Source organism: Lactobacillus jensenii DSM 20557 (assembly GCF_001436455.1).
GTDB classification, from domain to species: domain Bacteria; phylum Bacillota; class Bacilli; order Lactobacillales; family Lactobacillaceae; genus Lactobacillus; species Lactobacillus jensenii.
In genome coordinates this window covers 1-26464 of sequence record NZ_AYYU01000020.1, presented here as the reverse complement: position 1 = coordinate 26464, position 26464 = coordinate 1, and the positions used below count along the sequence as shown (strand labels likewise).

At 34.7% G+C, this 26464-nt stretch carries 20 protein-coding genes; 7 read left to right on the top strand and 13 right to left on the bottom strand.

What is annotated here, in order from left to right; translation table 11 throughout:
* Nucleotides 1-67: 67 nt before the first annotated feature.
* Entirely contained in the window at nt 68-709 is a 642-nt protein-coding gene (locus FC45_RS05895) for a redox-sensing transcriptional repressor Rex (RefSeq protein ID WP_006588142.1), read from the bottom strand.
* Between the two features lie 173 nt (nt 710-882).
* Between FC45_RS05895 and FC45_RS05890 the strand changes: the two genes are divergently transcribed.
* Entirely contained in the window at nt 883-2793 is a 1911-nt protein-coding gene (locus FC45_RS05890; protein WP_006585682.1) for an ABC-F family ATP-binding cassette domain-containing protein, read from the top strand.
* Nucleotides 2794-2918: 125 nt separating this feature from the next.
* Nucleotides 2919-5504, top strand: a complete 2586-nt coding sequence (locus FC45_RS05885) for a YfhO family protein (protein WP_006588141.1) — start codon at nt 2919-2921, stop codon at nt 5502-5504.
* 101 nt (nt 5505-5605) lie between these two features.
* Here the strand turns inward: FC45_RS05885 and FC45_RS05880 are convergent, their stop codons facing one another.
* Together FC45_RS05880 and FC45_RS05875 are read right to left on the bottom strand one after the other, a co-directional pair.
* On the bottom strand, nt 5606-5962 hold the full coding sequence (locus FC45_RS05880) for an MmcQ/YjbR family DNA-binding protein (protein ID WP_006588140.1): 357 nt from the start codon (nt 5960-5962) through the stop codon (nt 5606-5608).
* Between the two features lie 14 nt (nt 5963-5976).
* Nucleotides 5977-6573: a hypothetical protein gene (locus FC45_RS05875; RefSeq protein ID WP_006588139.1), complete on the bottom strand. Its 597-nt coding sequence runs from the start codon at nt 6571-6573 to the stop codon at nt 5977-5979.
* Between the two features lie 90 nt (nt 6574-6663).
* Between FC45_RS05875 and FC45_RS05870 the strand changes: the two genes are divergently transcribed.
* Nucleotides 6664-6834: a hypothetical protein gene (locus FC45_RS05870; protein ID WP_006588138.1), complete on the top strand. Its 171-nt coding sequence runs from the start codon at nt 6664-6666 to the stop codon at nt 6832-6834.
* Nucleotides 6835-6888: 54 nt separating this feature from the next.
* On the opposite strand, the gene rlmD is transcribed toward FC45_RS05870, so the two are convergent.
* Nucleotides 6889-8232 carry a 23S rRNA (uracil(1939)-C(5))-methyltransferase RlmD gene (gene rlmD / locus FC45_RS05865; RefSeq protein WP_006585676.1) on the bottom strand — a complete coding sequence of 448 codons (1344 nt, stop codon included), beginning with the start codon at nt 8230-8232 and terminating at the stop codon, nt 6889-6891.
* A gap of 355 nt (nt 8233-8587) precedes the next feature.
* On the opposite strand from rlmD, the gene nhaC reads away from it, so the two are divergent.
* Complete coding sequence (gene nhaC, locus FC45_RS05860) at nt 8588-9955, top strand: Na+/H+ antiporter NhaC (RefSeq protein ID WP_006588137.1); 1368 nt, start codon at nt 8588-8590, stop codon at nt 9953-9955.
* Nucleotides 9956-10112: 157 nt separating this feature from the next.
* Entirely contained in the window at nt 10113-10820 is a 708-nt protein-coding gene (locus FC45_RS05855; protein WP_006588136.1) for a Bax inhibitor-1/YccA family protein, read from the top strand.
* Nucleotides 10821-10885: 65 nt separating this feature from the next.
* On the opposite strand, the gene FC45_RS05850 is transcribed toward FC45_RS05855, so the two are convergent.
* Together FC45_RS05850 and FC45_RS05845 are read right to left on the bottom strand one after the other, a co-directional pair.
* Nucleotides 10886-11725 carry an alpha/beta hydrolase gene (locus FC45_RS05850; protein WP_006585675.1) on the bottom strand — a complete coding sequence of 280 codons (840 nt, stop codon included), beginning with the start codon at nt 11723-11725 and terminating at the stop codon, nt 10886-10888.
* 137 nt (nt 11726-11862) lie between these two features.
* Nucleotides 11863-13323, bottom strand: a complete 1461-nt coding sequence (locus FC45_RS05845) for an APC family permease (RefSeq protein ID WP_006585674.1) — start codon at nt 13321-13323, stop codon at nt 11863-11865.
* 205 nt (nt 13324-13528) lie between these two features.
* On the opposite strand from FC45_RS05845, the gene FC45_RS05840 reads away from it, so the two are divergent.
* Complete coding sequence (locus FC45_RS05840) at nt 13529-15619, top strand: putative ornithine decarboxylase (RefSeq protein WP_006585673.1); 2091 nt, start codon at nt 13529-13531, stop codon at nt 15617-15619.
* 10 nt (nt 15620-15629) lie between these two features.
* Complete coding sequence (locus FC45_RS05835; protein WP_006585672.1) at nt 15630-16895, top strand: methionine gamma-lyase family protein; 1266 nt, start codon at nt 15630-15632, stop codon at nt 16893-16895.
* Nucleotides 16896-16951: 56 nt separating this feature from the next.
* On the opposite strand, the gene FC45_RS05830 is transcribed toward FC45_RS05835, so the two are convergent.
* From FC45_RS05830 to pcrA, 7 genes are all read right to left on the bottom strand, one after another.
* Entirely contained in the window at nt 16952-17866 is a 915-nt protein-coding gene (locus FC45_RS05830) for a diacylglycerol kinase family lipid kinase (RefSeq protein WP_006588135.1), read from the bottom strand.
* 34 nt (nt 17867-17900) lie between these two features.
* A complete protein-coding gene (gatB, locus tag FC45_RS05825; protein WP_006585671.1) occupies nt 17901-19331 on the bottom strand; it encodes an Asp-tRNA(Asn)/Glu-tRNA(Gln) amidotransferase subunit GatB in 1431 nt (476 codons plus the stop codon).
* A gap of 3 nt (nt 19332-19334) precedes the next feature.
* Complete coding sequence (gene gatA / locus FC45_RS05820) at nt 19335-20774, bottom strand: Asp-tRNA(Asn)/Glu-tRNA(Gln) amidotransferase subunit GatA (RefSeq protein WP_006585670.1); 1440 nt, start codon at nt 20772-20774, stop codon at nt 19335-19337.
* On the bottom strand, nt 20774-21076 hold the full coding sequence (gatC, locus tag FC45_RS05815; protein ID WP_006585669.1) for an Asp-tRNA(Asn)/Glu-tRNA(Gln) amidotransferase subunit GatC: 303 nt from the start codon (nt 21074-21076) through the stop codon (nt 20774-20776). Before gatC ends, gatA begins: the two co-directional genes overlap by 1 nt.
* Before the next feature lie 12 nt (nt 21077-21088).
* Nucleotides 21089-22231 (bottom strand): CamS family sex pheromone protein, encoded by a 1143-nt coding sequence (locus FC45_RS05810; protein WP_006588823.1) that lies wholly within the window; start codon nt 22229-22231, stop codon nt 21089-21091.
* A gap of 14 nt (nt 22232-22245) precedes the next feature.
* On the bottom strand, nt 22246-24255 hold the full coding sequence (gene ligA, locus FC45_RS05805; protein WP_057706459.1) for an NAD-dependent DNA ligase LigA: 2010 nt from the start codon (nt 24253-24255) through the stop codon (nt 22246-22248).
* A gap of 34 nt (nt 24256-24289) precedes the next feature.
* The coding region (pcrA, locus tag FC45_RS05800) for a DNA helicase PcrA (RefSeq protein ID WP_057706456.1) at nt 24290-26464 on the bottom strand (2175 nt) is incomplete at its 5' end.

The following is a 26464-nucleotide window of genomic DNA, read 5'->3' as shown; positions in this document are numbered from 1 at the left end:
CTCTTTATCAACAGGATTTGACAAAGAGCCTATTTAGTTAATTAAGCAAGTAATACCATTAATTTGCTTAATCTTCAATTTTTTTATCTGATTCTAAAAAGTAGACCAAAGTTTGCAATTCAGTTGCCAAATCAACATTCTGAATTCTAACTCCTGCAGGAGCTGACAAGCGAACAGGAGTAAAGTTCATAATTCCTCTTACTCCTGCCTCAACAATTTCATTAGCAGTTTTTTGGGCATTTGTTTGAGGAACTGTTAATATTGCGATGGTAATCTGTTGCTCTCTAATTTGTTCAATCATATCTTTCATATCATAAACTGGCACACCGCTAACAATCTTGCCAGTTAAATCTGAATTTATATCGAATGCGCAAGAGATTCTAATATTATTACTACGCTTAAAGTTATAGTTAAGAAGGGCATGGCCCAAATTCCCTACCCCTATTAAAGCAACATTAGTTAAAGTGTCTTGATTCAAGATCTTTTTGAAAAATCCCAATAAACTTTTGACATCATAGCCATAGCCACGTTTACCTAATGCACCAAAATATGAAAAGTCACGTCTAATAGAAGCACTATCAACTTGAACTGCTTCTGAGAGTTCAGTTGAGGATACTTTTTCTTTTCCTTCTTCATTCAATAAAATTAAGTAACGATAATATAGTGGCAATCTACGCGCTGTTGCCTTTGGAATTTTTATTTTATCCATCAAAGAACCCTTCTTCATTCAAGTTTGTGAATGTGAAAATTTTTCAATCAAGAATATGATACCTACACTTAAGGTTTATATGCAAGTAATATTTTCACAAATTTAATCTTGAGTATAACAAGTAAGTGAAATCTTCACATTTCCTATGGTAAAATATTGCACAGGTGAATTATATGATTATTGCACAAGGACATGCCCTTGAAAAACAATTTGGGGCAACAACTTTATTTAAAGATATTAATTTTTCAATTGAAAATAATGCCAGAATCGGTCTAGTGGGACCTAATGGAGTAGGAAAAACCACGCTTCTGAAAATTATGACTGGTGAAGAAGAATCAACTAAAGGTGAATTTACGGTCAATAAAGATATCGATGTTGGCTATATTGCCCAGGAAAATGCTTTAGATGAAAATAAAAGTATTTGGGACGAAATGATTACTGTTTTTGCACCTCTTATCAAGCAAGGTGAGAATTTAACCAAAATGCAAGAACAGATTGCTAATCATCCTGAAGATAGCGACTTACTCAAACGCTATGATCAAATGCAATTTGATTTTGAACAAAATGGTGGCTATACATATCAAGCTGATATAAAAAGCGTCCTAAATGGTTTTAACTTTAAAGAAAATACCTGGACAAAGAAAATTGGCTCACTATCTGGTGGTGAAAAGACCAGACTTAGCTTTGTTAAGTTACTTCTTAAAAAGCCTGACTTACTTTTGCTTGATGAACCTACCAATTACCTTGACTTAGACACCTTGGATTGGCTTGAAGGCTTTTTGAAAAATTACGATGGTGCCATCTTAACTGTATCTCACGACCAATACTTCTTGGATCATTTGGCAACACAAATTTTTGAAATGCGTTATGGTAAATTGACAATTTTCAAAGGCGATTATACTCATTATTTAGCTGAACGCCAGTTACGTGATGCGCAACAAGAAGCTGCTTATGAAAAGCAACAAGAAGAAATCAAAGCTGCTGAAGACTTCATTCAAAAGAATTTAGTTCGCGCTTCCACAACTAAGCGTGCTCAAAGTCGACGTAAGCAGCTAGAAAAAATGGAGCGAATTGATCCACCTAAGCATAGTGGTAAGGTCAAGATTAACTTTAAAGCTGATCGCCCTTCAGGAAAAGAAGTGCTAATTGCGCAAGATTTAACTATTGGCTATCCTGACAAAACCATGGTTAATAATATTTCTTTCCAAGTTAATAAAGGCGACCGTATCGCAATTATTGGCCCAAATGGAATTGGTAAGTCTACTTTACTTAAGACCATTATGAAAAAACTCGCAATTAAATCTGGTTCAATTAAGTATGGGGCTAGTTTAGATATCGGATACTACGACCAAGAACTGCAAGGACTCGATTATAAGAAGACGGTAATTGATACAATCTGGGATCGCCATAAATCGATGCCAGAAAAAGATGTTCGCTCAATTTTAGCAAGTTTTCTTTTTACAGCTAAAGACATTGACAAGGTGGTTGGTCAATTATCAGGTGGTCAAAGAGCTCGGTTAACTTTAACGGTTTTGGCCTTAGAGCATGATAATTTTTTAATCATGGACGAACCTACTAACCACTTAGATATTGAAGCAAAAGAAGTGCTTGAACAAGCTTTGAGTAAGTTCGATGGAACACTTTTATTTGTATCTCACGACCGTTACTTTATTAATCAATTAGCTAATAAGATTATTTCAGTTCGAGCTGGCCATGCGAAGCTGTATGAAGGTAATTATGAATATTATCTAGAAGAGAAAAATAAACCTGTTAACCAAATACCAGAACAAGCCGCTAAAACTGAAACAAAAGTTAGTGAAAATAAGTTATCTTATCAGGAACAAAAAAAGCTTGATTCACAAAAGCGAAAATTACAAAGAAAAGTTGATGATTTAGAAGCTAAGATCGATGAATTAGAGCAAAAAGAAGCTGACATTCAAAATGAAATGGCCAATCCTGAAATTGCTTCTAATTTCGATAAATTAGGGCCACTTCAAGAAGATCTTTCAAAAATTCAAGCTGAACTTGATCAAGCAACTAATGATTGGGAACAAGCTGTTAACGATTTAGATAATTTTGGATAAATAAAAAGTCATGCTCCATTATTGAGTATGGCTTTTTATTCTCCTTAAAACTCTTCATATAAAAGCTATTACTTACATGTTAGAATGTACTAGTATATTCATTACTTTATAGAGGTTTTTATTTTATGAAAAAAAGAACTTGGATTTTTGCCGGCTTTCTTGCTGGTCTTATATTTTTTATTGCTAGCTGGATTGGCGGCACTAATTTCCTAATGGGTGGAACTATTCATTCTGGTGATTTGATTAATCAATATATATCCTTTTTTGCGTCCTATCAACATACCATACTTCATGATTTATCTAGTATTTCATTTAGCTTTTCTAATGGTTTAGGCGGTAATACCGCAGGTAACTGGGGTTATTATCTTCTTAGCCCCTTTAATTTTATTGTCCTACTTTTTCCAACTAAGTTTTTGCCACAAGCCTTATATACCGTAATCCTACTTAAAGTTATGGTTGCTAGTGCTAGTTTTTGCTGGATGACAAAAAAACTTCATCACTTAGCTGATCCTTGGGCCATTAGTTTAGCTATTGCGTACTCACTATCATCCTATGTAATTAATTATATAGGGAATTTAATGTGGCTTGATGCCATTGCTTTTCTACCTTTATTAGTAGTTTTTGTCGTTCAATTAAGCAAAGGCCGTTTTAGTTTTCCTTATATTTGGCTTCTTGCAATTACTATTGTAGCTAACTACTATACAGCCTACATGGTTTGTTTATTCTTAGTTGCTTTTTTTGCGTATCAAGTATACTTAAACACATCTACTTTAAAAGAATTAATTAAAAATTCTAGTCTTTTTATTTTAGCTTCTTTAACCGCTGGCGCCATCTCTGGTGTCAGCATTATACCAACTGCTTTTAATTTATTGGAAAACAAGCTCAATTATTCGCTCCCTAATCCTAACATTAACTTCTTTCACATATGGCAAGAACTACCAGCTAGTGTATTATTTTCTACTCGAAGTTTACAATTGCCACTCCGTTTACAACTTCCACTCTGCTTTGTAGGAACTATTACGCTATTTTTGGCAATCTGCTTCTTTTTTAATGGAAGGATTGCTCTCAAGACTAGACTTGCCAGTCTATTTTTATGCATTTTTACTGCTAGTGGATTATTATCAGAGAAACTCTATTTACTTTGGCATGGAGGACAACCACCCGTAGCCTTTGCATATCGTTTTAGCTTTTTGATTACTTTTATTATTGCATTTTTTGCAAGTTATCAACTTGCCAACAATATTTCAAGAAATAATTTAAAAATATCCATATCTATTTTTGCTATATTCCTAGTAATTTATTATTTTAGATCAAGCAAGCTACTTTTGCTTAATTCAACAGATTGTATTTTGGTCCTTGTATTTTCAATAATATCTGGTTTATTAATATTTATTTATTATAAAAATAAAATAAATGCATGGATTCCTGCTATATTTTTAATATTTGAAATTTTTTCATCAGCAACAATTTTTTGGAATAATGTTAAACAGCCTTCGGTTAAAATAACTGATTATATTGCTCAAACTCAATCTTTCATTAATCAGTTACCTAAATCAGCTAAAACGGATCGGTTAGCTAAAAGTTTCTTACTAAATGATAATTGTGGCGAGAGTTATATTTTTAATTATCGTGGAGCCGAGGTTTTCTCATCAAACAATGATCCTAAAATTAGTGAATTTTATTCATTATTAGGCTTACCAGGAGATGGTTATTTCTACTTCTACTTTTCTAGTACACAACTTACTGACGCTCTTTTTGATATCAAAGCGTTTATAACTACTAATCGATTAACTGGTTATACTGAAGGCTTCAAAAATTATGGCTTACGTAACGATTTAGCTAATAATAAAATTTGGCTAAAAAATAAGCAAAATGTTGCGTATAAATGTAATACTTTTCCAATTGCTTTTGCAGGATATAAAGCCAATAATTTACGATTAACTGCCAACCACCCTCTTGAGAATCAAACCAGAGTCTTAAATTCACTCACTAACTCAAAGCATACATATTTCTCCAAACCAATCACCGCACAAGTCACAAGTGACAACTTAATTACGAAAACATCTAAAAAACAATTAAGTTATCAAGTAAAAAAGAAAGCTACTCCATCGTCTGTTACTTTCACTTATACTGCTAAGCCAAATTCTGTTGGTTATATTGTTTTAGATAATAATCAACTTTATAATTATTCTAAAATTTTCAAGATAACCTTAAATAATCAGCTACTAAACATAAACTCTGTAACTTATCAACCACTTGGAATTTCAGTCCCTAAAAATGGTAAGGTTACTCTAAAATTTCAAATGGGAGAAAGAAATGAAAAAGGTAATCTTTTTATTCCACAACTTTACTTACTCAATAAACAATCTCTTAATAAGACAATTTCTTATGCACAAAAGAATCAATTAAAATTATCCAAATGGACAAATAATCAAGTTGAAGGAACTATCAATATCAAACAAGGTCAATCTTTAATTACAACTATCCCATACACTACTGGCTGGAAAGCGTTTAGTGATGGAAAGCCTGTAAAAGTTGGAAAAGCTTTAAATAGATTTATCGCTTTAGATTTACCAAAAGGAAAGCATAAAATTACTTTAAAGCATACAATGCCAGGCTTAAAATTGGGCATAGTAATTAGCGTATTAGGGTTTATAGTCATGATTAGTGAATATTTGATTATTAAAAAGCATCAAAAGAAACAGCTTTAAATATTCAATTATGATTTAAAAAACTCCACAATTGTTAGATATAGAATCTAATAATTGTGGAGTTTTATTTTGTTAATGTTAACTCTCTATTTTAATATCAATTATTTTTTAGTCGCTTGAAAACTAGCTGCTAATAGCTTAGCAATTTGCTCATCAGGTACCGTTCCATCAAGCAAAACAGTCAACCAAGTTCGATGATTCATGTGATAACCTGGCAAGAAACCAGGTAATTCTAATAAAAATTCAGCTTGCTTAGGATCTATTTTGATATCAAGAATATCAATTTTTTCATCACCATCTAGACCTAATTTACTCTTTTCAACACCCATAACAATTGCATACCATTTATTGTTACTTTGGTGACGAAAAACTGCATAGTTAGGGAACTTTTTCCATAAATACTCAGGATGAGTTTGATAAGTTTGTTTGATGTAATTAAATAATTCTGTTCGGTTCATCTTTATCACCTATTTTATAAAAGAGAATTGTCAGCAAAATAAAGCCATAATTTATCACCAACATCTGATTTTGCTAATAACTTAGCTCTATTTTTTATTGATATTTCTTGATGCATTAATGTACTGGAATTAACATTTTCAGGAATAAATTGAGTCACTTTAAAGTCTTTAAAATCATGATTCTGCTCAAAATTTTTATCATAAGCAGATATATTTTCTTTAACATAGGATAAATATAAGTCCCAATAATCTCTTTTTGGTTTTTCCCTTTTTCTTCCATGGACATAGGGAATTACCCAAAAATTAGCTAAGCAATGCCGGTTTTCTAACTTTACCTTTTTTCTTTGGCCTTTCATATAAATACCAGTATTAATAGTATCCCCAGCAAAGTTCATATCAATAATCTGACCGTTACTTATAATTTTTTTGTTGTAAATAATTTCATAGAAAGCTATAGCAAAATCCGACATATCAGGATCGAGACCTGATTCATATGATTGACTTGAATATATTTTGTCATTATATTTAAAAATATTATTTACTTCTGATGTAACTACAATTTGAGTTAAGAGAACATCTTCAACTTGCTTTTGTTTTGTTTTAGTATACATTTGTATTTATTCCAATCTTCAATGGCTTATACTTTTCATGGATTACTTCTAGTAGGCGATTATTATAATAATTACTTACCAGGTGATTTCATGTCAAATTTAAAAGATGAATCCAGATATTTTAAGTCAAGTGACTCTTTAAGCTTACAATTAACAAAAGACAAAAATAAAACTCTTCAAATTAGCATTGAGAATCAAACTTTAATTAAAGAACTTTTTTCTGAAAATCAAGAATTGATGCTACATTTAAAGGATAGATGACATGGCAGTTACCTCACTAATTAAATAAAAAATAAGTCCAGCTGGACTTGTTTTTTATTTCTTCTCAAGCACAGTCACACATTCTACATGCGGAGTTTGTGGGAACATATCAACTGGTGTAATTTCTTCAAAGTCGTAACCTAAGTCTTGATACATTGTTAAATCACGCACCATTGTTGCTGGGTTACATGAGATATACACAATTTTTTGTGGGTTAGTTTTCACACTAGCTTCGATAAATTCAAGTGTCAACCCTTTTCTTGGTGGATCAACAAAGATAACATCCGCCTTCATCCCTTCACTTACCCAAGATGGCATCAATTCTTCTGCCTTGCCACACACATAATCAGCATTCTCAATTCCATTGAGCAATGCATTTTCTTTAGCATCTTGCACCGCAGGTTTAACAATTTCAACTCCGCGAACGCTCTTAACATGCTTAGCAACACTCAAGCCAATTGTCCCAATCCCTGAATAAGCATCAATCACTGTATCATCGCTAGTTAAGCCAGCTTTTTCAATTGCTAAATTATAAAGACGCGGTGTTTGCAAAGAATTAATTTGGAAGAAGCTTTGAGCAGAAATCTTAAAGCACACATCCCCAATTTTATCCTCAATTTGTGGATTTCCTGAGAGTAAATAGTCATGTTTCCCCAAAATAACGTTCGTTTTCTTCGGATTATGATTCAAAATTACACTAACAACGTCTGAAATTTGACTAATTTCATCAGCTACCTTGGCAAGTTGTGGAAAGTCCTTGTGTAAACATACTAGGATGACCATCATTTCGCCATTAGCCTTACTTCTACGCACCTCAAGATAGCGAACTTCACCTTTATTTTTAACTTCGTCATAAGCTGGTATATGATTTTTGCGCAAAATATCGCGTGTTGCTACCAACACCCGGTCAATTTCTGGATCAGTGGTAAAGAAGTTCTCCATTGGAACTAAATCGTGGGAATGCTTCCGGAAAAAGCCGATTTCAAGTTGACCTTTTACTTTCCGTACTGGCACTTGGGCCTTATTACGGTAGCCTGTTTCTTCTGGACTAGCCACAGTAGCATTTACTTTTTTATTCAAGTGCGCTTTTTCCAGTAAGTTGATAACTTGCTGACGCTTAAAGTCAAGTTGCTTATCATACTTAATATGAGCTAAACTAGCAAGCCCTGTTTGAACCCATTGATTCAGCTTAATTGTTACTCGATCAGGACTTTGCTTGATAAGTTTTTCAATCTTAGCAAAAGCAAAACTCTTTTTTACTTTCAAGATTTTAGCTTCAACTACTTCACCTGGCAAAGCATTATTAACAAAAATCGTCATCCCATCTAAATGGGCAACTCCCATCGCTTCATAAGAGAGATCAGTTATTTCAAGTTTAACAAGTTGATTTTTTTGCATGATATCTACCTTTTCTAAAATCGCTACTACTATGATACTAGAAAATTAACTCTATTGCTCGTTAACAAAATATCATCTTTTTTTAACTTTTTATTTGACATTTAATTCAGTCCAATATATTATAATTTCAATTAATAAAACAGTAGTTGCTTAGTTCAGCGTTCAGAGAACCGGCGGTTGGTGCAAGCCGGACAGGCTAAGTTTAACGAAATACTTAATTTGCTAATAGGTCTTGCAGGTCCTTTATCACCTGCTACTTGAGTCCGTTACTGACGGAGAAATTGGGTGGTACCACGGCAAGCGTCGTCCCTGTTGCTTTAATAGCAGCAGGGACTTTTTTATTGGAGGAAAAATTATGAAAAAGAAAATTGGTTTTGGAGAATCAATTATTATTTTAATTCTATTACTAGCTATTTTAGGAATTAGTGTAATTAAATTTGGAATAAATCCTGAAGTTCCCGTATTATTTGTCGCAGCGTTAATCGTTTTTTGGGCAAAATTGCGCGGATTTTCTTGGGATGATATTCATGACGGAATCAAAGAAGGAATAAATATTGCTATCATTCCCATCTTTATCTTTATTTTAATTGGAGCTTTGATTGCTGTTTGGATTAAAGGTGGTATTATTCCATCAATTATGGTCCTTGGCTTTCATTTGATTAGCGGGCAATTTTTTGTTCCATCAGTCTTTATCGTTTGTTCAATTGTCGGACTAGCTATTGGTTCAGGTTTTACTACTATTTCAACAATCGGAATTGCCTTTTTAGGAATTGGAGCATCAATGGGCCAAAATCTAGCCTTAATTGCTGGAGCAATTGTCTCCGGTGCAGTGTTTGGCGATAAAATGTCACCACTTTCTGATTCAACTAACTTATCTAGTGCTGTTGCTGAAAGTGAATTATTTGCCCACATTAAAAATATGATGTGGTCGACAATTCCTGCTTTTTTAGGCTCTCTAATTTTATTTACAATTTTAGGTAATAGTGGGCACATCGATTTAACTAAAATCAATAGAACTATTGCAACCTTGAACCACAACTTTTCTATTTCTTGGTGGGCACTTCTTCCAATCTTATTAATGTTTATCTGTGCTTGGAAAAAAATCCCAGCAATTCCAACTTTATTTTCTAATATCATTTTGACAACCATCATGATATTTATTCAAGATAGCAAAATGACCATTCCAAAGTTAACTGATTTACTAACTAATGGTTTTATTGCAAAAACTGACAACGCCCAAGTTAATGCACTTTTAACCCGTGGTGGAATCAGTTCAATGATGGCAACAGTTGCTTTAATCATTTCCACCTTATCTCTTGGTGGATTATTAATGAAATTTGGCATTATCCAAAAGGCAATGCAACCTCTTGTTAAACGTCTACCAAAGACAGGGAGCTTAATTTTAGTCACTATTCTCTCTGGAATTGGTATTAACTTATTCGTTGGTGAACAATACTTATCAGTAATTTTACCAGGTCGTGCTTTTAAAGATGCCTTTGATAAAGTAGGCCTACACCCACTTGCCCTAAGCCGGGTACTTGAAGATGGTGGTAGTGTAATTAACTACTTGATTCCTTGGGGTGTTGCTGGTTCATTTGCAGCTGCTACATTAGGAGTTCCTGTTTTAGCCTTCTTACCATTTACTTTCTTTAGTCTTTTATCACCTATCTTCTCAATCTTGAGTGGATTCACTGGAATTGGACTTAAGTGGAGTAAGAAATAAATATTTAAAAGTCTAACATTATGAGACACTTCATTAATGTTAGGCTTTTTTTGATTATTATAACTTTACTAATTTGTGCCAATTCTTTGTCTAAAATCACTTTTTTGGATACAATTAGTGGTGAATATAGTAATTAACTATAGAAAGGAACTTTTATATGGATTACTTCTCACAAGATTCTGGACGACGTAAAATTCAAGACGTCACTGCTATTAATAGCTTCTTAACTAAGATGTACGGCTTTATGTTAATAGCTGTCTTAGTTTCAGCTGTTAGTTCATACTTAACAATGACTGTTTTTCGCTCAGCCATTATGAACATGCCACAAGCCATGTTCTGGGTTATTATTTTTCTACCTTTTGCTCTTTGCTTAGGAATTAGTTTTAAAGCAGCAAAAAATCCTACATTAGGTTTTACATTACTAATGTTCCTATCAGTAGTTTACGGTGTTGAATTTTCTATCATTGCTAGCTACTATACTGGTACAACTATTACTTCTGCTTTTCTATCTGCAGCAGGTGTATTCGCAGCGATGGCTTTATTTGGTACTTTTACTAAAAAAGATTTAAGTAGCTGGGGCTCATACTTAAGAGCTGCCATGATTGGGTTCATTGTAGCAACCCTAGTTAACATTTTCTTCGTTAAGAGTGGTGCGGGCGCTTATATTTTTTCTTACATTGGTGTACTTATCTTCACTGGCTGGACTGCATATGATGCTAACAGCGCAAAGAGAATTTTTATTGAATATGGTGATCAAGTTTCTGATAGTGGCTTAGCCATTATGGGTGCATTAAATATGTATCTTGATTTCATCAACTTATTTATGCTCTTACTAGAAATCTTCGGTGTTAACGATCGTCGCTAATAATTATCAATAAAACAAAATCCGTTAGAACTAACTGTTCTAGCGGATTTTTTCTGTTTATATAACTACTTTAAGAATTTCAGAAGTATTTGATCGACTTCTTTATTTTCATGAAGTCGGCTGTGTTGTGCACCATAACCCCGAATTTCTTGCTCTTCATAGGACTTAGCACGTTTTTGAACTAAATATCGTAATGACTTAGACGAATTATTATTTACGGATCCATCACCATGATTTTTATAATTACCATAAATATTCATGACCTTGATGTTTTTAGGGGAAGTATTTCTCACCGATAATAAATCACGATAAGTATCATTCATCATCTTTGGTTTACCATTAGCCTCTAGATTAGTTTCTTTTGGCTCATCCATCCCAATGATTCCATTATAGTGGCCAGCAATTGCAACTAACTTATTAATTTTAGGATACTTTTTGCTATCTCCATGATTCTTAATAAAATAAATCACCTGTAAATTACCCATTGAATGGGCAACTAAGTTAACATTATTTATTTTCCATTTTTTCTTTAAACCAGATAAAACCTTTGCTACATAATTACTTGATTGACTATAAGTCATATTATTGGCACTTTTATTATTTTGTAAATTTACTTCAACGATAAAATTCTTAGTTTTTGCAGCTAAATTTCCAGTAAACTTTACTTTTCCTTGAAAATCAACATCAGCTACTACAATTGAAGAAGCGTATTTATGCTTAACTAAATAATTAGCCATCTGCTCTTCGGCATGTTTACTTGAGCCATAGCCGTGGAAAAATACAGTAGCTGTAGCATTAGGCAGCGGACTTTTACTCGTTTGTTTTAACCCAAAAATTAGGCTTAAGCTCGCAAATAATATCAAAAGCAAACTAAAAAAGATAATTATTCGTTGCTTTTTCTCCATATATTCCTCAAATCCTTTATCTAAAAGTATTTGAGTTTTATCTTAATATATTTGACGCCAAAATAAAAAAATCAAGCTTCACTAAATTGAAAAACTTGATTTTATTTACCATTTTTTATAAATTTTACCAATTGTTATTATTTATTTTCTTCGCGCTTTTTTTCACGCTTACGCATCCATGGCAAGATGTAACCAAGACCAAATAACACAATTACAGTAATTATATTCAATATTAATTGGTGGTTAAATTCAGCTGTACCAAAATCAACGTTTTGAGGAACAAATCCTAAAGTAGCACAGATAAAGGTGAAGATTAAGCACCAAAAACCAACTGCTAAAGCACCAGTTCTATTCTTAATAAAGACATAATCTGACTTGTACTTTTCTTGATGCATTCTCATTGCAACGAAGGCAAAGAATACCCAACAAGTCTTGTATGGTGAAATGATACCATTAATGTTCAAAAGCCAGTTATAAATAGTGTTAATGTTAGGCAAAGTACCGGTTAAAAGCAATAAGAATAAACTCAAACCAACAGTAAAAGTGTAACTGTGAATTGGTCGACCATTCTTATTCTTCTTAGTTAACCATTTAGGCATAAACTTATCAGCAACATCCCCAGCAAAGACTCTACTTGAAGCATCAAGCAAGACCGCTAATTGAGCCATCATGAAGATTGCTTGCACAACAGCAAAAATGTACATCAAAACTTTACCCATACCTAAACTTTCACCTAATAAACGGAAAGCATAGTAAGGACCATTCATCTTAAAGTCATGTGGAATGTGATGCGCATTAAAGAACATTGCTAAAGCCAAAGTACCAAAGATAGTTAAGAATCCTGTCATAATTGCTAACATCCACATTGCCTTAGGGAAGTCGCGTTTTGGATTCTTCATTTGTGATACATATGGTGCAGCAAGTTCTGCCCCTGACATAGCAAAAATAAGCAAACCAGTTGTTGAGAAGTAATTCAAACTAAAGCTTGGCTTAAATGCACCCCAGTTAAATGGTTGAGTTGCAATCTTGTGTCCACCATGCATAACAGCCCAAGCAGCAAGTGCTACAAAGAGCATTGACATAATAAACATTGCACCACCACCAATTAGAGATAGAATTTCTAAAGAATTTCTCAAGCGGTTTTCTAATAAGATAAATGCCAAAATAATGACAAAAGTTAACATTCCAAACCAAAAAGTCGACATTTTCTTATCAAGTGAATTATCACCAAAAATAATCCAACTGAATGAAACAATTACTGAGTTTGATACGTCAACAATATAAGGAACACTTTGAACCCAGTACATCCATGAAGTCCAATATCCTAAAGTATCATTACTACTTCTTCTAACCCAAGATGCCAGTCCACCTTCTTGATTATCAAAGGTTAAACTCATTTGACTTGAAATCAAAGCATAAGGAATAACATAAGAAAATAGTAAGAAAATCCAAGAAATTACAACTGAAAGTCCTTGGTTTTGGAATGGATAAAAAATATTTTCAAAACTGATAATCGTTACAAAGTCAATCAAAGCGATAACTGGCCAAGTAAGATAATGCTTTTTATTTAAATCTAAATTTATTACGTCTTCTTTCAATTTTTCTCTCCCAAATTAATCCTATTATTACAACTTAAACGAATTATTTGGTGGCTTTAAAACAATGAAAGAACCAGTTACTCCCACTTGTTCTACCCTCGCTCTACTTATATAATCACATTATAGATAATAATATACGTTCATTAGATTATATGCTTTTTTTTAAAATTGCAATAGTTTAGAGAATTTTTTCTCGGGAGGGTTTATGGATTTCTTAAATATTGCAGTTGACTCAAGTACAAAGCTTGAGTCTCTACCCAACTGGCAACTAATTTCACTAACTAATATTTCTAATCCAGCTAGTATTGCAGCCTTTGTAGTAAGTAAAAATAATACTGCTGCTATTTCTAGGATAGAAAAAATAAAAAGTGAATCTGGCTTACCGATTCCAGTTATTAAAGTTAAAAATGAAATTACTGATAGCGAGCGAAAGAAAATCCTTTCAGCTGCAAATAACTACGTGACAGAAACAGTTCCAACTTATCTTCAGGACTTAGTCAAGTTCGCTAAAGATAAGCCGGTTAGCTTCACTACTCCTGGGCACCACAACGGTTTATATTATGAAAAGCATCCTGCTGGTGTAATCATGAATAAATTCTTCGGTAAGAACTTAATGTATGCTGATACGAGTGACACAGTTCCTGAACTAGGTGACATGATGACTCATGATGGTTCCCCACTAACAGCTGAACAAAAGGCCGCCGAAACTTATCACGCTGACAAAGTCTACTTCTGTACTAACGGTACAACGAGCGCTAACTCAATTTGTGCAAGCGCTGTTTTAAGAAAAGATGACCTAGTTCTGTTTGACCGCAATAATCACAAGTCTCTTTATAATAGTGCCTTAGTGATGAGCGGAGCTAAGCCAGTATATATTAAGACAGATCGTAACCCACTTGGTTTAATTGGTGAAATGGATCCTGAATGCTTAACTGCAGACTATTTACGTAAAGAAGCCGCTAAAATCGACCCAGAAAAAGCTAAGAAAAAGCGACCATTTAGAATGGCTGTAGTTCAAGCAGAAACTTATGATGGTGTCTTTTATGATGCTAAGTGGATTGTAGACAAGATTGGTAATCTCTGCGATTACATTCTCTTTGACTGTGCTTGGGGCGGTTTTGAAGAGTTTCTACCCATTATGGAACACTTATCGCCCCTCCTTTTAGACTTAGGTCCAGAAGATCCAGGAATCTTAGTTACACAATCACTTCATAAGCAGCAAGCTGGTATGGCGCAAACTTCCCAAATCTTAAAAAAAGACAGTCACATTAAGGGACAAGAGCGCTATGTTGACCACAAGCACTTCAACCATGCCTACTTAAAATTTGTCACTTCAAGTTATTCTTATCCTATCTATGCTTCTCTAGTTGCTAATACTTACCTAGTCAGTGGCCCTGGAAATAAAAAATGGTGGAATGACACTTTACGCATGGGAATTGAATTGCGCAAACAGCTATTAGCTAAATCTAAGTTATTTAAGCCCTTAGTTTGTGATAATTTTGCTAAGATTCCAACAGAAGACTTAATGACTAACAGTAAATATTGGAATCTTTCACCTAATGCTTCTTGGCATGGCTTTAACCGCATTGCTGCTAACGAAGCGATGCTTGATCCAATGAAAATCACTGTAATTACACCAGGAATCGATATTCCTAATAGCAAATACCAAGCAGATGGAATTCCCGGTCCAGTTGTTGCCGAATTTTTAATGGAAAAAAGAATTATCAGAGCAAAAAATGATTTAAATTCGCTACTCTTCTTATTAACTCCAGGTGATCGACAAGAAGATTTAGATGCTCTGGTAAATGCCTTTTTAGAATTTGAAAAGCTCTACTTAGAAGATGCTCCTCTAGAAAAAGTTGTGCCAAAATTAGCTATGCAATATCCTAAACGTTATCAAGGCTACACCTTACAAAAGCTCTGCAATGAAATGCATAAATATTACGCTAGTCATCAAACTTTTAAACTACAAAAAGCACTATTTGAAAAAGAAAACATGCAAAGCTACACCATGATTCCGGCTGAGGCTGACAATCTCTTTATGCACAATGAAAGCAAATTAGTTAATTTAAAAGATGTTGTTGGCGAAGTGGCTGCTGAAGGCGCCTTGCCTTATCCACCAGGTGTCTTCATTGTTGCTCCTGGTGAAAAATGGCAAAAAGTTGATCAAAATTATTTTGAAGTTTTAGTTGGAGCAATGGAAAACTTCCCAGGTTTTGTTCCAGAAATTCAAGGTGTCTACTGGAAACAAGCATCAAATGGTAAAATTAATGTTGAAGTTGAAGTTTTAAAATAAGGAGATAGATATGGTTTTATCTTGGAAAGCAAATTTACCCGAAGAATTACAAGTAAAGATTGATAAAGTGGATCAAATGATTACTCCACGCTTGGCCGAAATTGATGAACAAATTCTTCACAACCAACAAAGAGTATTAGAATTATTTAGAAAACATCGCGTTGGTGAAGAGGACTTAGTACCTTCTACAGGATACGGTTATGATGACATTGGCCGTGACAAGTTAGAAGCAATTTATGCTGATTACTTTAAAGCTGATGATGCCCTTGTTCGTTCACAATTTTCTTCCGCCACTCAAGCTATCGCTGTTGGTTTATTCAGTATGCTTCGACCTGGTGATACTTTATACTACTTGACTGGTACTCCTTATGATACTATTCAAGAAGTTATTGGTTTAGCTGGAAACAAGCCTGGCAACATGAAAGAATGGGGCATTAACTTTAAGGCAACTGAATTACTTGAAAATGGTGAGGTTGATTTTGAACAAGCTAAGAAGGACTTGCAAGACCCTAAGATTAAAGTAATTGCTATTCAACGCTCACTTGGTTATGCCGTTCGCGCAAGCTTTACCATGAAAAAAATCAAGAAAATGCTTAAGTTTATCAAAGAAGTTCGTCCAGATGTAAATATCTTTGTTGATAACTGTTATGGCGAATTTTCTGAATGTGAAGAACCTACTTTTTACGGTGCTGACTTAATTGCTGGCTCACTATTTAAAAACGCCGGTGCCGGAATTGTTAAAGGCGGTGCCTTCTTAGTTGGACGTAAAGATTTAATTGAAGGTGCTGGTTCACGTCTTAATGTTCCTGGAGCCGGTAAAGGTGAAGGGGCTACTTGGGGCTACTTACGTGATATGTACCAAGGATTTTTCATGGCAGCTCATACTACCGGACAAGCAATCAAGGGTATGATTTTTACAGCTGCCTTATGTGAAGAAATGGGAATGGATGTTGCTCCTAAATGGAATGATCCAAGAACAGATATCGTTCAAACTGTAACTTTTGGTAAGCCAGAACCAATGGTTAAATTCTGTGGTGCAATTCAACACTACTCTCCACTCAATTCATTCGTTGATCCAATTCCATACCACCAAGATGGCTATGAAGATGATGTGGTAATGGCATCTGGAAGTTTCACTGAAGGATCCACAATCGAACTATCTTCAGATGGACCACTTCGTCCACCATATCGTCTTTACATTCAAGGTGGACTTTCATATGAACATGTTAAGATTGCAATTGCACACGCAGTCGCAGAAACTTTTTATCAAAATTAGTTTTGATAATTAAAAATGACCTAGCTCGCATCTGAGCTAGGTCATTTTTGTTAGCTTTATTTACCAACGTAAAATTCAATATGTTGTTTCAGATTTTTGAAAGTAACAGGTAAATAACCACCAATTTCACCATCTAGGTTAAACGGAACTTTTTTACCATTATCAATCATTTCTACTTTTAAAGATCGTGTTTTTGTATAAATAATATTTGGATCATTAACGTGCTTTCCATTTAGGGCCATTACCATTAATGATAACAACGCCAAAGGATCTGCAGTCTTAATCACAATTAACTGAAAAAGCCCATCACTTAATTCAGCATCCGGCATTATTTGTTCAAAGCCACCAATCGAATTAGTCATTCCAAGTAAAAACATGGACAAATCGCCATCATAAACGCCATTATCATAACTTAATTTCATATGACTTTTACTTATGCTAGGAAGCATTTCAGCTCCTTTAATCAAATAGGCTCCATATCCCATTGCACTTTTTAACTCTGATGGAACTCCATATGTCAACTCAGTCAATGAACCTGATCCCGCAATGTTGACAAAGTATTTATCTTCATTATCGCTTATTGCTTGACCAACATCCATTTTTCTAGTTTTTCCCTGCAAAATTACTTTTGCAGCTTCAACTAAATTATCACGTGGAATTCGCAAAGCTCTAGCAAAATCATTAGTTGTCCCTGCTGGAATAATTGCTAATTTGGGGCGTTGGCTAAGTCCTGCAACACCATTCACTACTTCATTTATCGTTCCATCGCCACCAGCAGCAATGATTAAATCAAAACCAGCTTTAGCGACGCGAGTAGCTTCATGTTGAGCAGAAAAAGCTTCTGGAGTTGTGCGATAAGCACTTGCTTCATAGCCTGCTTGTTCAACGATATTTAAAATATCTGCAACATTTTTAGGCATCTGTTCGTGACCTGAAACAGGATTATATATCAATCTTGCTTTCTTAATCATTTAAAACACCTTTTTTCTTTTGTTAGTAAGTAAATTAACGACTTTGTAATTCCTTATTAAGTAATTGGTTAATAATCTTAGGGTTAGCTTTACCATGTGTTTGCTTCATGATTTGACCAACTAAGAAACCAATTGCTCTGTCCTTACCATTCTTAAAGTCTTCAACAGATTGTGGGTTATTATCCACAATTTCTTTAACCATTGGTTCAAGAACTGAAAGATCTGAAAGTTGTGCCATACCATTTTCTTCAACGTACTTCTTAGGATCAGTACCGTTGGCAACAGTTTCAGCAAAGACTTTCTTAGCAATCTTAGATGAAATAACTCCATCTTTAATTAAGGTTACCATCTTAGCCAAGTTTTCTGGAGTTAGTTTAATGTCCTTAAGTTCAACGTGATGTTCGTTAAGGTATCCATTAACTTGCGTGTTCATCCAGTTAGCAGTCATTTGTGGATCTGCACCAGCTTTCATTGCTTTATCAAAGAAGTCACTAGCTTCCTTTGTTTGCAAAATAACGTCAGCATCGTATGGCTTAAGTCCTAACTTATTGATGTAGTCTTCACGACGTTCATCAGCACTCTTAGGAAGTTGGGTCTTAATTTCATCAATCCAGTCTTGCTTAATGTGGTATGGCGCAATATCTGGTTCTGGGAAGTAACGGTAGTCTGCGTCACCTTCTTTAACACGCTCAAGCACAGTCTTACCACTATTTTCGTCAAAACGACGAGTTGAAAGTTGAACCTTACCACCTGACAAAAGTACTTCTTGTTGACGCTTTTCTTCGTATGCAAGTGATAAACGTACGTGTTCAAATGAGTTAAGGTTCTTCATTTCGACCTTAGTACCTAATTCTTTTTGACCAGCTGGACGAATTGAGATGTTAGTGTCAACACGCATTGATCCTTCTTCCATCTTAACGTCAGAAGCACCAGTAAATTGAACAATCTTACGTAACTTTTCAAGGTATGCATATGCTTCTTCAGGATCTTCCATATCAGGTTCAGAAACAACTTCAAGAAGTGGAACACCTTGACGGTTTAAGTCAACGTATGAAAATCCGTTAGTTCCGTGAGTGTTCTTACCAGCATCTTCTTCGATGTGCATTTCGTGAATACCGATACGTTTCTTCTTACCACGTACTTCTATTTCAACATAACCATTTCTAGCAAGTGGTTCAAAGAATTGAGTGATTTGGTAAGCCTTTGGGTTATCTGGGTAGTAGTAGTTCTTACGGTCAAAGTGAGTAACTGGTGTGATTTCTGAGTGAGTAGCTAAGGCAACCATCAAACCAAGACGGTAAACTTCCTTGTTAAGCTTAGGTAATACACCTGGGTAACCCCAATCAATAACATTAGCTTCTGAGTTAGGTTCTGCACCATAAGTTACTGGTGATGGAGAGAAAATCTTACTCTTTGTTTTTAACTCAAAGTGAACTTCAAGACCGATAGTTGATTTAAAATTCATTAATTAATCCTCCAATCCAGCTGGTTTCTTTTCATAAAACTTGTTGTTACGTTCAATAAAGTCAGCAACACGGAAAACAGATTCTTCATCGAATCTCTTAGCCATAATTTGTAAACCAACAGGCATCCCATCAACTAAACCTGCAGGAACACTAGCAGCTGGAACACCAGACATATTTGCAGAAATAGTCAAAATATCGTTATTGTACATCTTAATTGGGTCCTTAACTTCTGAACCAATTTCAAATGCTGGTTCAGTAGTTGTTGGGCCAACAATTACATCATTATCTTCAAAGATCTTATCAAAGTCGCGGCAAATTAAAGTTCTAACCTTACTTGCTTGTCTGAAGAACTTATCATATGAACCAGCAGATAAGGCAAATGAACCTAACATAATCCGACGCTTAACTTCTTCACCAAAACCTTCTGAACGAGACTTAACGTATACATCAAGCAAGTTCTTAGTATCTTTAGCACGGTAACCGTAACGAATACCATCATATCTTTGAAGGTTTGAACTAGCTTCACTGGAAGCAATGATGTAGTAAGTTGGCACTACATACTTGGTATGAGGAAGTGAAACTTCATTAATAATTGCACCATTTTCCTTAAGGTAATCAATTTGAGCTTGAACTGCCTTGCGAACACCTTCATCGACAGCATCACTCATGTATTCCTTAGGAACAGCAACACGCAAGCCTTTAACGTCTTGACCTAATGCCTTAGTAAAGTCAGGTACAGCTTTTTCAGAAACAGTTGAATCATGTTCATCTGCACCACTAATGACATTTAAGACTTCAGCTGCATCCTTAACACGCTTAGTTAAAACACCAATTTGGTCAAGTGATGAAGCAAAAGCAATCAAGCCCCAACGTGATACTCGGCCGTAAGTTGGCTTAATACCAAAAATACCGTTGAAAGCTGCTGGTTGACGAATTGAACCACCTGTATCTGAACCAAGAGCTGCCACAACTTCACCACTAGCAACAGCTGCTGCAGAACCACCTGATGAACCACCAGGAACTTTATCCAAATTCCAAGGGTTATGAACTGCACCAAAGTATGAGTTTTCATTACTTGAACCCATTGCAAATTCATCTAAGTTGGTCTTACCGATAATGGTTGCTCCAGCATCTTTAAGCTTAGATACTACAGTAGCATCATATACTGGAATAAAGTTATCCAAGATATGACTTGCTGCAGTAGTTTTTAGACCGTTAGTTACAATGTTATCTTTAATTGCAACAGGAATACCTGCCAATTTATTAGCAAAGTTTAAGTTTTCACTGGCCTTTGCATCTTCATCAACAGTAATAAAAGCATTGATATCTTTATCAGTAGCCTTAATATTTTCGATTGTTTCATCAGCTAACTTTTGAGCGTCAACTTCACCGCTAGCTAATTTTTGGTTTAAAGAGTCAATAGTTTCGTTTAAGTATTTCATTAATCATTATCGTCCTTATCAATAATTACTGGCACCTTAATGAAGCCATCAGTAGTTTCGGGAACATTTTTAAGCATTTCCTTGCGGTCTTGCCAGTGTTCTGGCTTATCTTCACGATAAACAGTATCGCGATCAACAACTTGTGTTGTTTCAGGAACACCTTCAGTATCAACTTCTCCCAATTGTTCTGCCATTTCAATGATCTTATCCATTTGAGAAGTGAATTGATCTAACTCTTCATCTTTAAATTCAAGCCGTGACAAAGCTGCCACGTGCTTAATTTCTTCTTTTGTAATTTCCACTATTTTACCTCCTTATTGACCACCATAAATATGTGAGCTATAACTATCATCACCACTGTTTTTATAAACAACTGCTTGGACATCATTAACCGAACTAATTTTTATTTCGATTGGAACATCCTTAGCCAAATACTTTTTCGCTTCAGATTGAACTAATCTAGCAAAACTTTGAATTTGAACATAGCCATAAAATTGTGTAGTAATTTGGATATTCTCCTGGGTTAATTTGCCATCTTGATAGCGAACTGTTGCTACAACCCCACTCAAATTAGGAAAATAATTCTCAATAGCTGATTTAAAACTATTAAATGCTGAAGCGTCATCACTATTAACAGGTGATTCATTGTTTACAGTTGGCAAGACTTGGCTCTTTTCGGAAACAGACTTCCAATTAGTTATTTTACTACTATTACCCTCTGCTACGCCATATGCAAAGAAAGTTCCGCCAACTAGTGAATCTTGACTAGTTTTTGAAAAGAGGGAAATCATTATTGGAATATTCTTCATACCTTTTTTCTTACGCAATCTAGCTACAATTTTATCAGCTGTTTCTTTCCCATATGCTTCCTGTTTAGCCCGTGAAATACTACTTGAATATTGTGGTCCTCCACTTTTCTTTTGATAGTAATCAACAGAATTAAGCGCTAAGCCTAAAGAAATACCAGATAATTTATAATTTGCTCCCGAGCCAGTTAAAAAATCCTGCTCCAAAATTTGATTTAAAATAACTGGATTTCTAGTTGTCTCACCAGTTTTTCCATTATTTTTTGGGTTAAGACCATCTGGATAAGATTTTGATTCTCTCATTAACCACGATGAAATAGTCGAACTAGATAATTTCTGCCCTTCTTGGAAAACATATTTACTCGTTGAAAATACATTCTTATCTAAACTAACTAAACCACGTTCTAACGCTACACTGTCAACAGTATTATCAATATCACTTGAAGTAAGTCCAGAAGTTGAACTAGTCACATACTTTCCATTTTTTAATAAAACAGTATATCCACCATTAGTTGATGTGGTTTGATACTTCTTGGTTTTATTATTAGTCGTTGTAGCATTATTTGCTAAATCAGAATCACCCAATCGGCCACAACCAGCTAAAATTAGCATCGATGATGCTAACAAAGTTACTTGTAAAAACTTTTTCACAATCATAATCCCTTTTATTGAATTTTTTCAATTGCCTCTTCTTCAGTTAAAAGTGCAATCTGCAAGCTTTCAGCCTTAGTAAGTTTTGATCCTGCATCTGTTCCATAAATAACATAATCAGTTTTTTTAGAAACTGAACCGGTAACTTTTGCACCAAGACTTTCAAGCTTTTTAGTAAATTCACTTCTAGTAAAATGTGCTAATTTTCCAGTTAAAACTACCGTCTTGTTCTTAAAGAAATTATCAGCTATTTCTTCATTAGACACATCTTCACCTAAATAATCAATATTTACTCCGCTATCAATTAACTCTTGGACTAATTTTTGAACACTAGCTTGTGCGAAGTAAGTTGTAATTGACTCAGCAATCGTCTCCCCTATTGTATCAATTGCGGTTAGTTCTGACACGCTTGCTTGCATAATCTTATTTAAGTTTTTAAATCTTTGAACAATTAACAAGGCAGCTTTAGCACCAACATGATCAATACCTAAGCCGTTTAACAATAATTCTACAGAATTTTGTCGTGAATTATCAATTGCAGTAAGCAAATTATTAATGGATTTATCACCAAAATGATCAAGTTCAGCTAAATCATCAGCTGTTAAATGATATAAATCTGCAATATCTTTAACCAAATTATGTTGAATTAGCTGACGGACAATTTTAGGACCTACCCCCATAATATCCATTGCTGGGCGTGATGCAAAGTGAATAATTCCTTCTTCAATTTGAGCAGGACAGGCTGGATTAATACAACGTAATGCAACTTCTCCCTCTAAATGAACCAAAGCTTGTCCACAAGATGGACATTTATCAGGAATTTCATATACTTTACTATCTACTGGTCGCTTACTTAAAACAACTTCTGAAATTTCAGGAATAATATCGCCTGCCTTGTGCAGTCTAACGGTATCACCAATTCTTACATCTTTTTGCTTAAGTAAATCAGGATTATGAAGTACTGCCCTTGACACCGTTGTTCCTGCCAATTCAACAGGATCCATTACAGCAGTTGGGGTTACTACCCCTGTTCTTCCCACTGTCCAAACAATTTCATGAACTATAGTTTCTTGTTCTTCGGGTGGGAATTTATAAGCGATTTCCCATCGTGGTACCTTAACAGTGTTGCCTAATTGTTTTTGTAAAGTTAAATCATCAACCTTCAAAACAATCCCATCAATGCCATAGCTCAAGCTATCTCTTTTACTAGTATATTCATCAATATATGCAAAAACTCCATCTAAATTGGCTAATCTTTTTCCAGTTTCATTGGTATGAAAGCCTAATTTTGCCATTTGCTGGATAGCTTGATGTTGACTAGTTATTTCCTTTGGTGGATTAACCCAAGTATAAATAAAAGTACTCAAATTTCTTTTTTTCGTAACTTGTGGATCAAGCTGACGTAAACTTCCTGCCGCAGCATTTCTTGGATTAGCAAATACTGCCTCACCATTTTCATCCCGCTCAGTATTCAACTTTAAAAAGGCTTCTTTTCCCATATAGCACTCGCCACGTACTTCCATAGTAAGCGCTTCAGGTAAAGTTTTAGGTATATCACTAATATATTGCACATTTTTAGTTACATCTTCACCAATCCGCCCATTACCACGTGTTGAAGCCCTAACTAACTTTCCATCTGAATATTCAAGTGATAAGGATAACCCATCAATTTTTAATTCAACATTATAAGCAACCGGGCCTCCAACTAATTTTTGAATCCGTTGATCAAATTCACGTAACTCATCTTTTGAAAAAACATCGCCCATTGAAAGCATTGGAATTTGGTGTTCAACTTTTCCTAAATCTGATTTTATTTCTCCACCAACCCGTTGCGTAATTGAATCCGAGGTTACTAACTCAGGGAACTGCTTTTCAAGCTCTACTAATCTTTGGTAATTCTGATCATAAACAGCATCTTCAACACTTGGAGCATCTTGTGCATAATATTGTTCAGCCCAAGTATTCAACTTTTTTCGTAAATTTTCGATTTCTTCTTGGGCCGCTTTCTTATTCAACTTAGCCATAAAACCTCCTTATATCAACTGTTTTTCTACTTAATTATACCTTTTTAATTGGGGCAAATGCTGCCAAAAGGCGTTTTATTCCTTTAGCTTCAAAAGCAATATCTAATTCCATATCTTCACCAGTACCATTAACTTTGACAACAACACCTTTCCCCCAAGCCTTGTGTGTAACTTGATCTCCTACATTCCAGCCTTGCTTTTCTGCACCAATAGCACCACTAGCTTTAGTAGCAGTTTTAGCTGTATAAACTTGGCTTTTGGCACGTTCACCTTTATTAAAGAATGGAACACTATTAGTCGAAGTAAATGAATTTGTATTAGCTTTTCTTACTCCACCCGCATATTCGGTTTCTAAATCTTCTGGCTTAATTTCTTGAACAAACCTAGATGCTGGATTTGAGGTAGTTTTTCCATACATTGTTCTAGAAAAAGCATTAGTTAAATATAATTTTTCTCTAGCGCGAGTTATCCCAACATAGGCCAAACGTCGCTCTTCTTCAAGTTGGTCTTCTTCAAGCATAGCACGTGATAATGGAAAAATGCCATCTTCCATTCCTACTAAAAAGACAACTGGGAATTCCAATCCTTTAGCTGCATGAAGCGTCATTAAAGTTACTTGATTTCCATCATCTTCAATATCATCTTGGTCACTAAGCAATGTAACCTCACTCAAAAAATCATTAATTGGTAGACTTTCATCATCGTCTGCTTCGAAATTATCATCAAAACGCTTAGTTACCGTGAGAAATTCATCCAAGTTCTCTAGCCGACTAGCACTTTCTAAAGTCTTTTCTTTTTTAAGAGCATCGGTATAACCAAAATCTTCTAAAATTTTTTCAGTTAATCCGGTTACTGTATGACTTGTATCTTGAGCATAAGCTACGCAATCAACCAATTTAGCATTAAAATCAGCTAACTTTTTACTTGCTGCAGCTGACACTGGCACTAATTCTAAATTAGAAAGAGCATCTCCTACTCCAATTCCACGCTCATTAGCAAAAGTTAATAATTTATCAACAGTTGCTGCTCCAATCCCCCGTTTTGGCACATTGACAATTCGATTAAAACTCATTGAGTCACTCGTATTAGCAACTAATTTTAAATACGCTAAAATGTCTTTAATTTCTTTTCGATCGTAGAATTTATGACCACCAACAATTTGATAAGGAATATTAGACTTGACTAGGGATTCTTCAAAGCCACGTGACTGCGCATTAGTACGATATAATATTGCAAAATCTTTATAGTCTCTTTTTCCAGCCTTAACTGCTTCAGTGATTTTAGAAATAACAAAAATTGCTTCATCTACATCGCTTTGTGCTCGATAATAAGTTATTTTTTCACCAGAACCTTGATCTGTCCAAAGTCTTTTTGATTTACGATTTTGATTATTTTTTATAACTGCATTGGCTGCACTTAAAATATGACCAGTAGATCGATAATTTTGCTCTAATTTAACAGTATGAACGCCTTTATCTTTATAATCCTTTTCAAAATTCAGAATATTTTCCATATTAGCGCCACGCCAGCCGTAAATTGACTGATCGCCATCCCCAACTACACAGACATTACTGTATTGTGCTGCCAATAAACGACAAAGTTGATATTGAGCTTCATTAGTATCCTGATATTCATCAACCAATAAGTAGCGGAATTTATTTTGATAATAATGAAGAGTAGCCTTATCTTTTTGGAATAAAACTAAAGTTTGCATAATCAAATCATCGAAATCCATAATTTGATCTTGACCCAATCTTTTTTGATATTCTTTATAAATTTCGCTGACAATCTGATCAAAAGGTCGATTTCCACTAGCTGCTTCAAAATCTTTAGGATTGAGCAAATCATTTTTGGCATTCGAAATTGCACTCAGAATAGCTCTAGGATTATATTGCTTAGGATTAATATTTAAATCTTTTTCAATATGTTTGATTAAGGTAACTTGTTCACTAGAATCAGCAATTGAGAAATTTCGAGAATAGCCAATTTTATCTGCATCTCGACGTAAAATTCTCACACACAGTGCGTGAAAAGTCGACATCCAAACATCTTGTCCTGCAGGCCCTAACAACTTTTGGACACGTTCTTTCATTTCTGTAGCAGCTTTATTAGTAAAGGTAATAGCCAAGATATTCCAAGGGGCTACTCCCTTTTCTTCAACGAGATAAGCAATTCTTCTTGTCAAAACACTAGTCTTACCACTACCAGC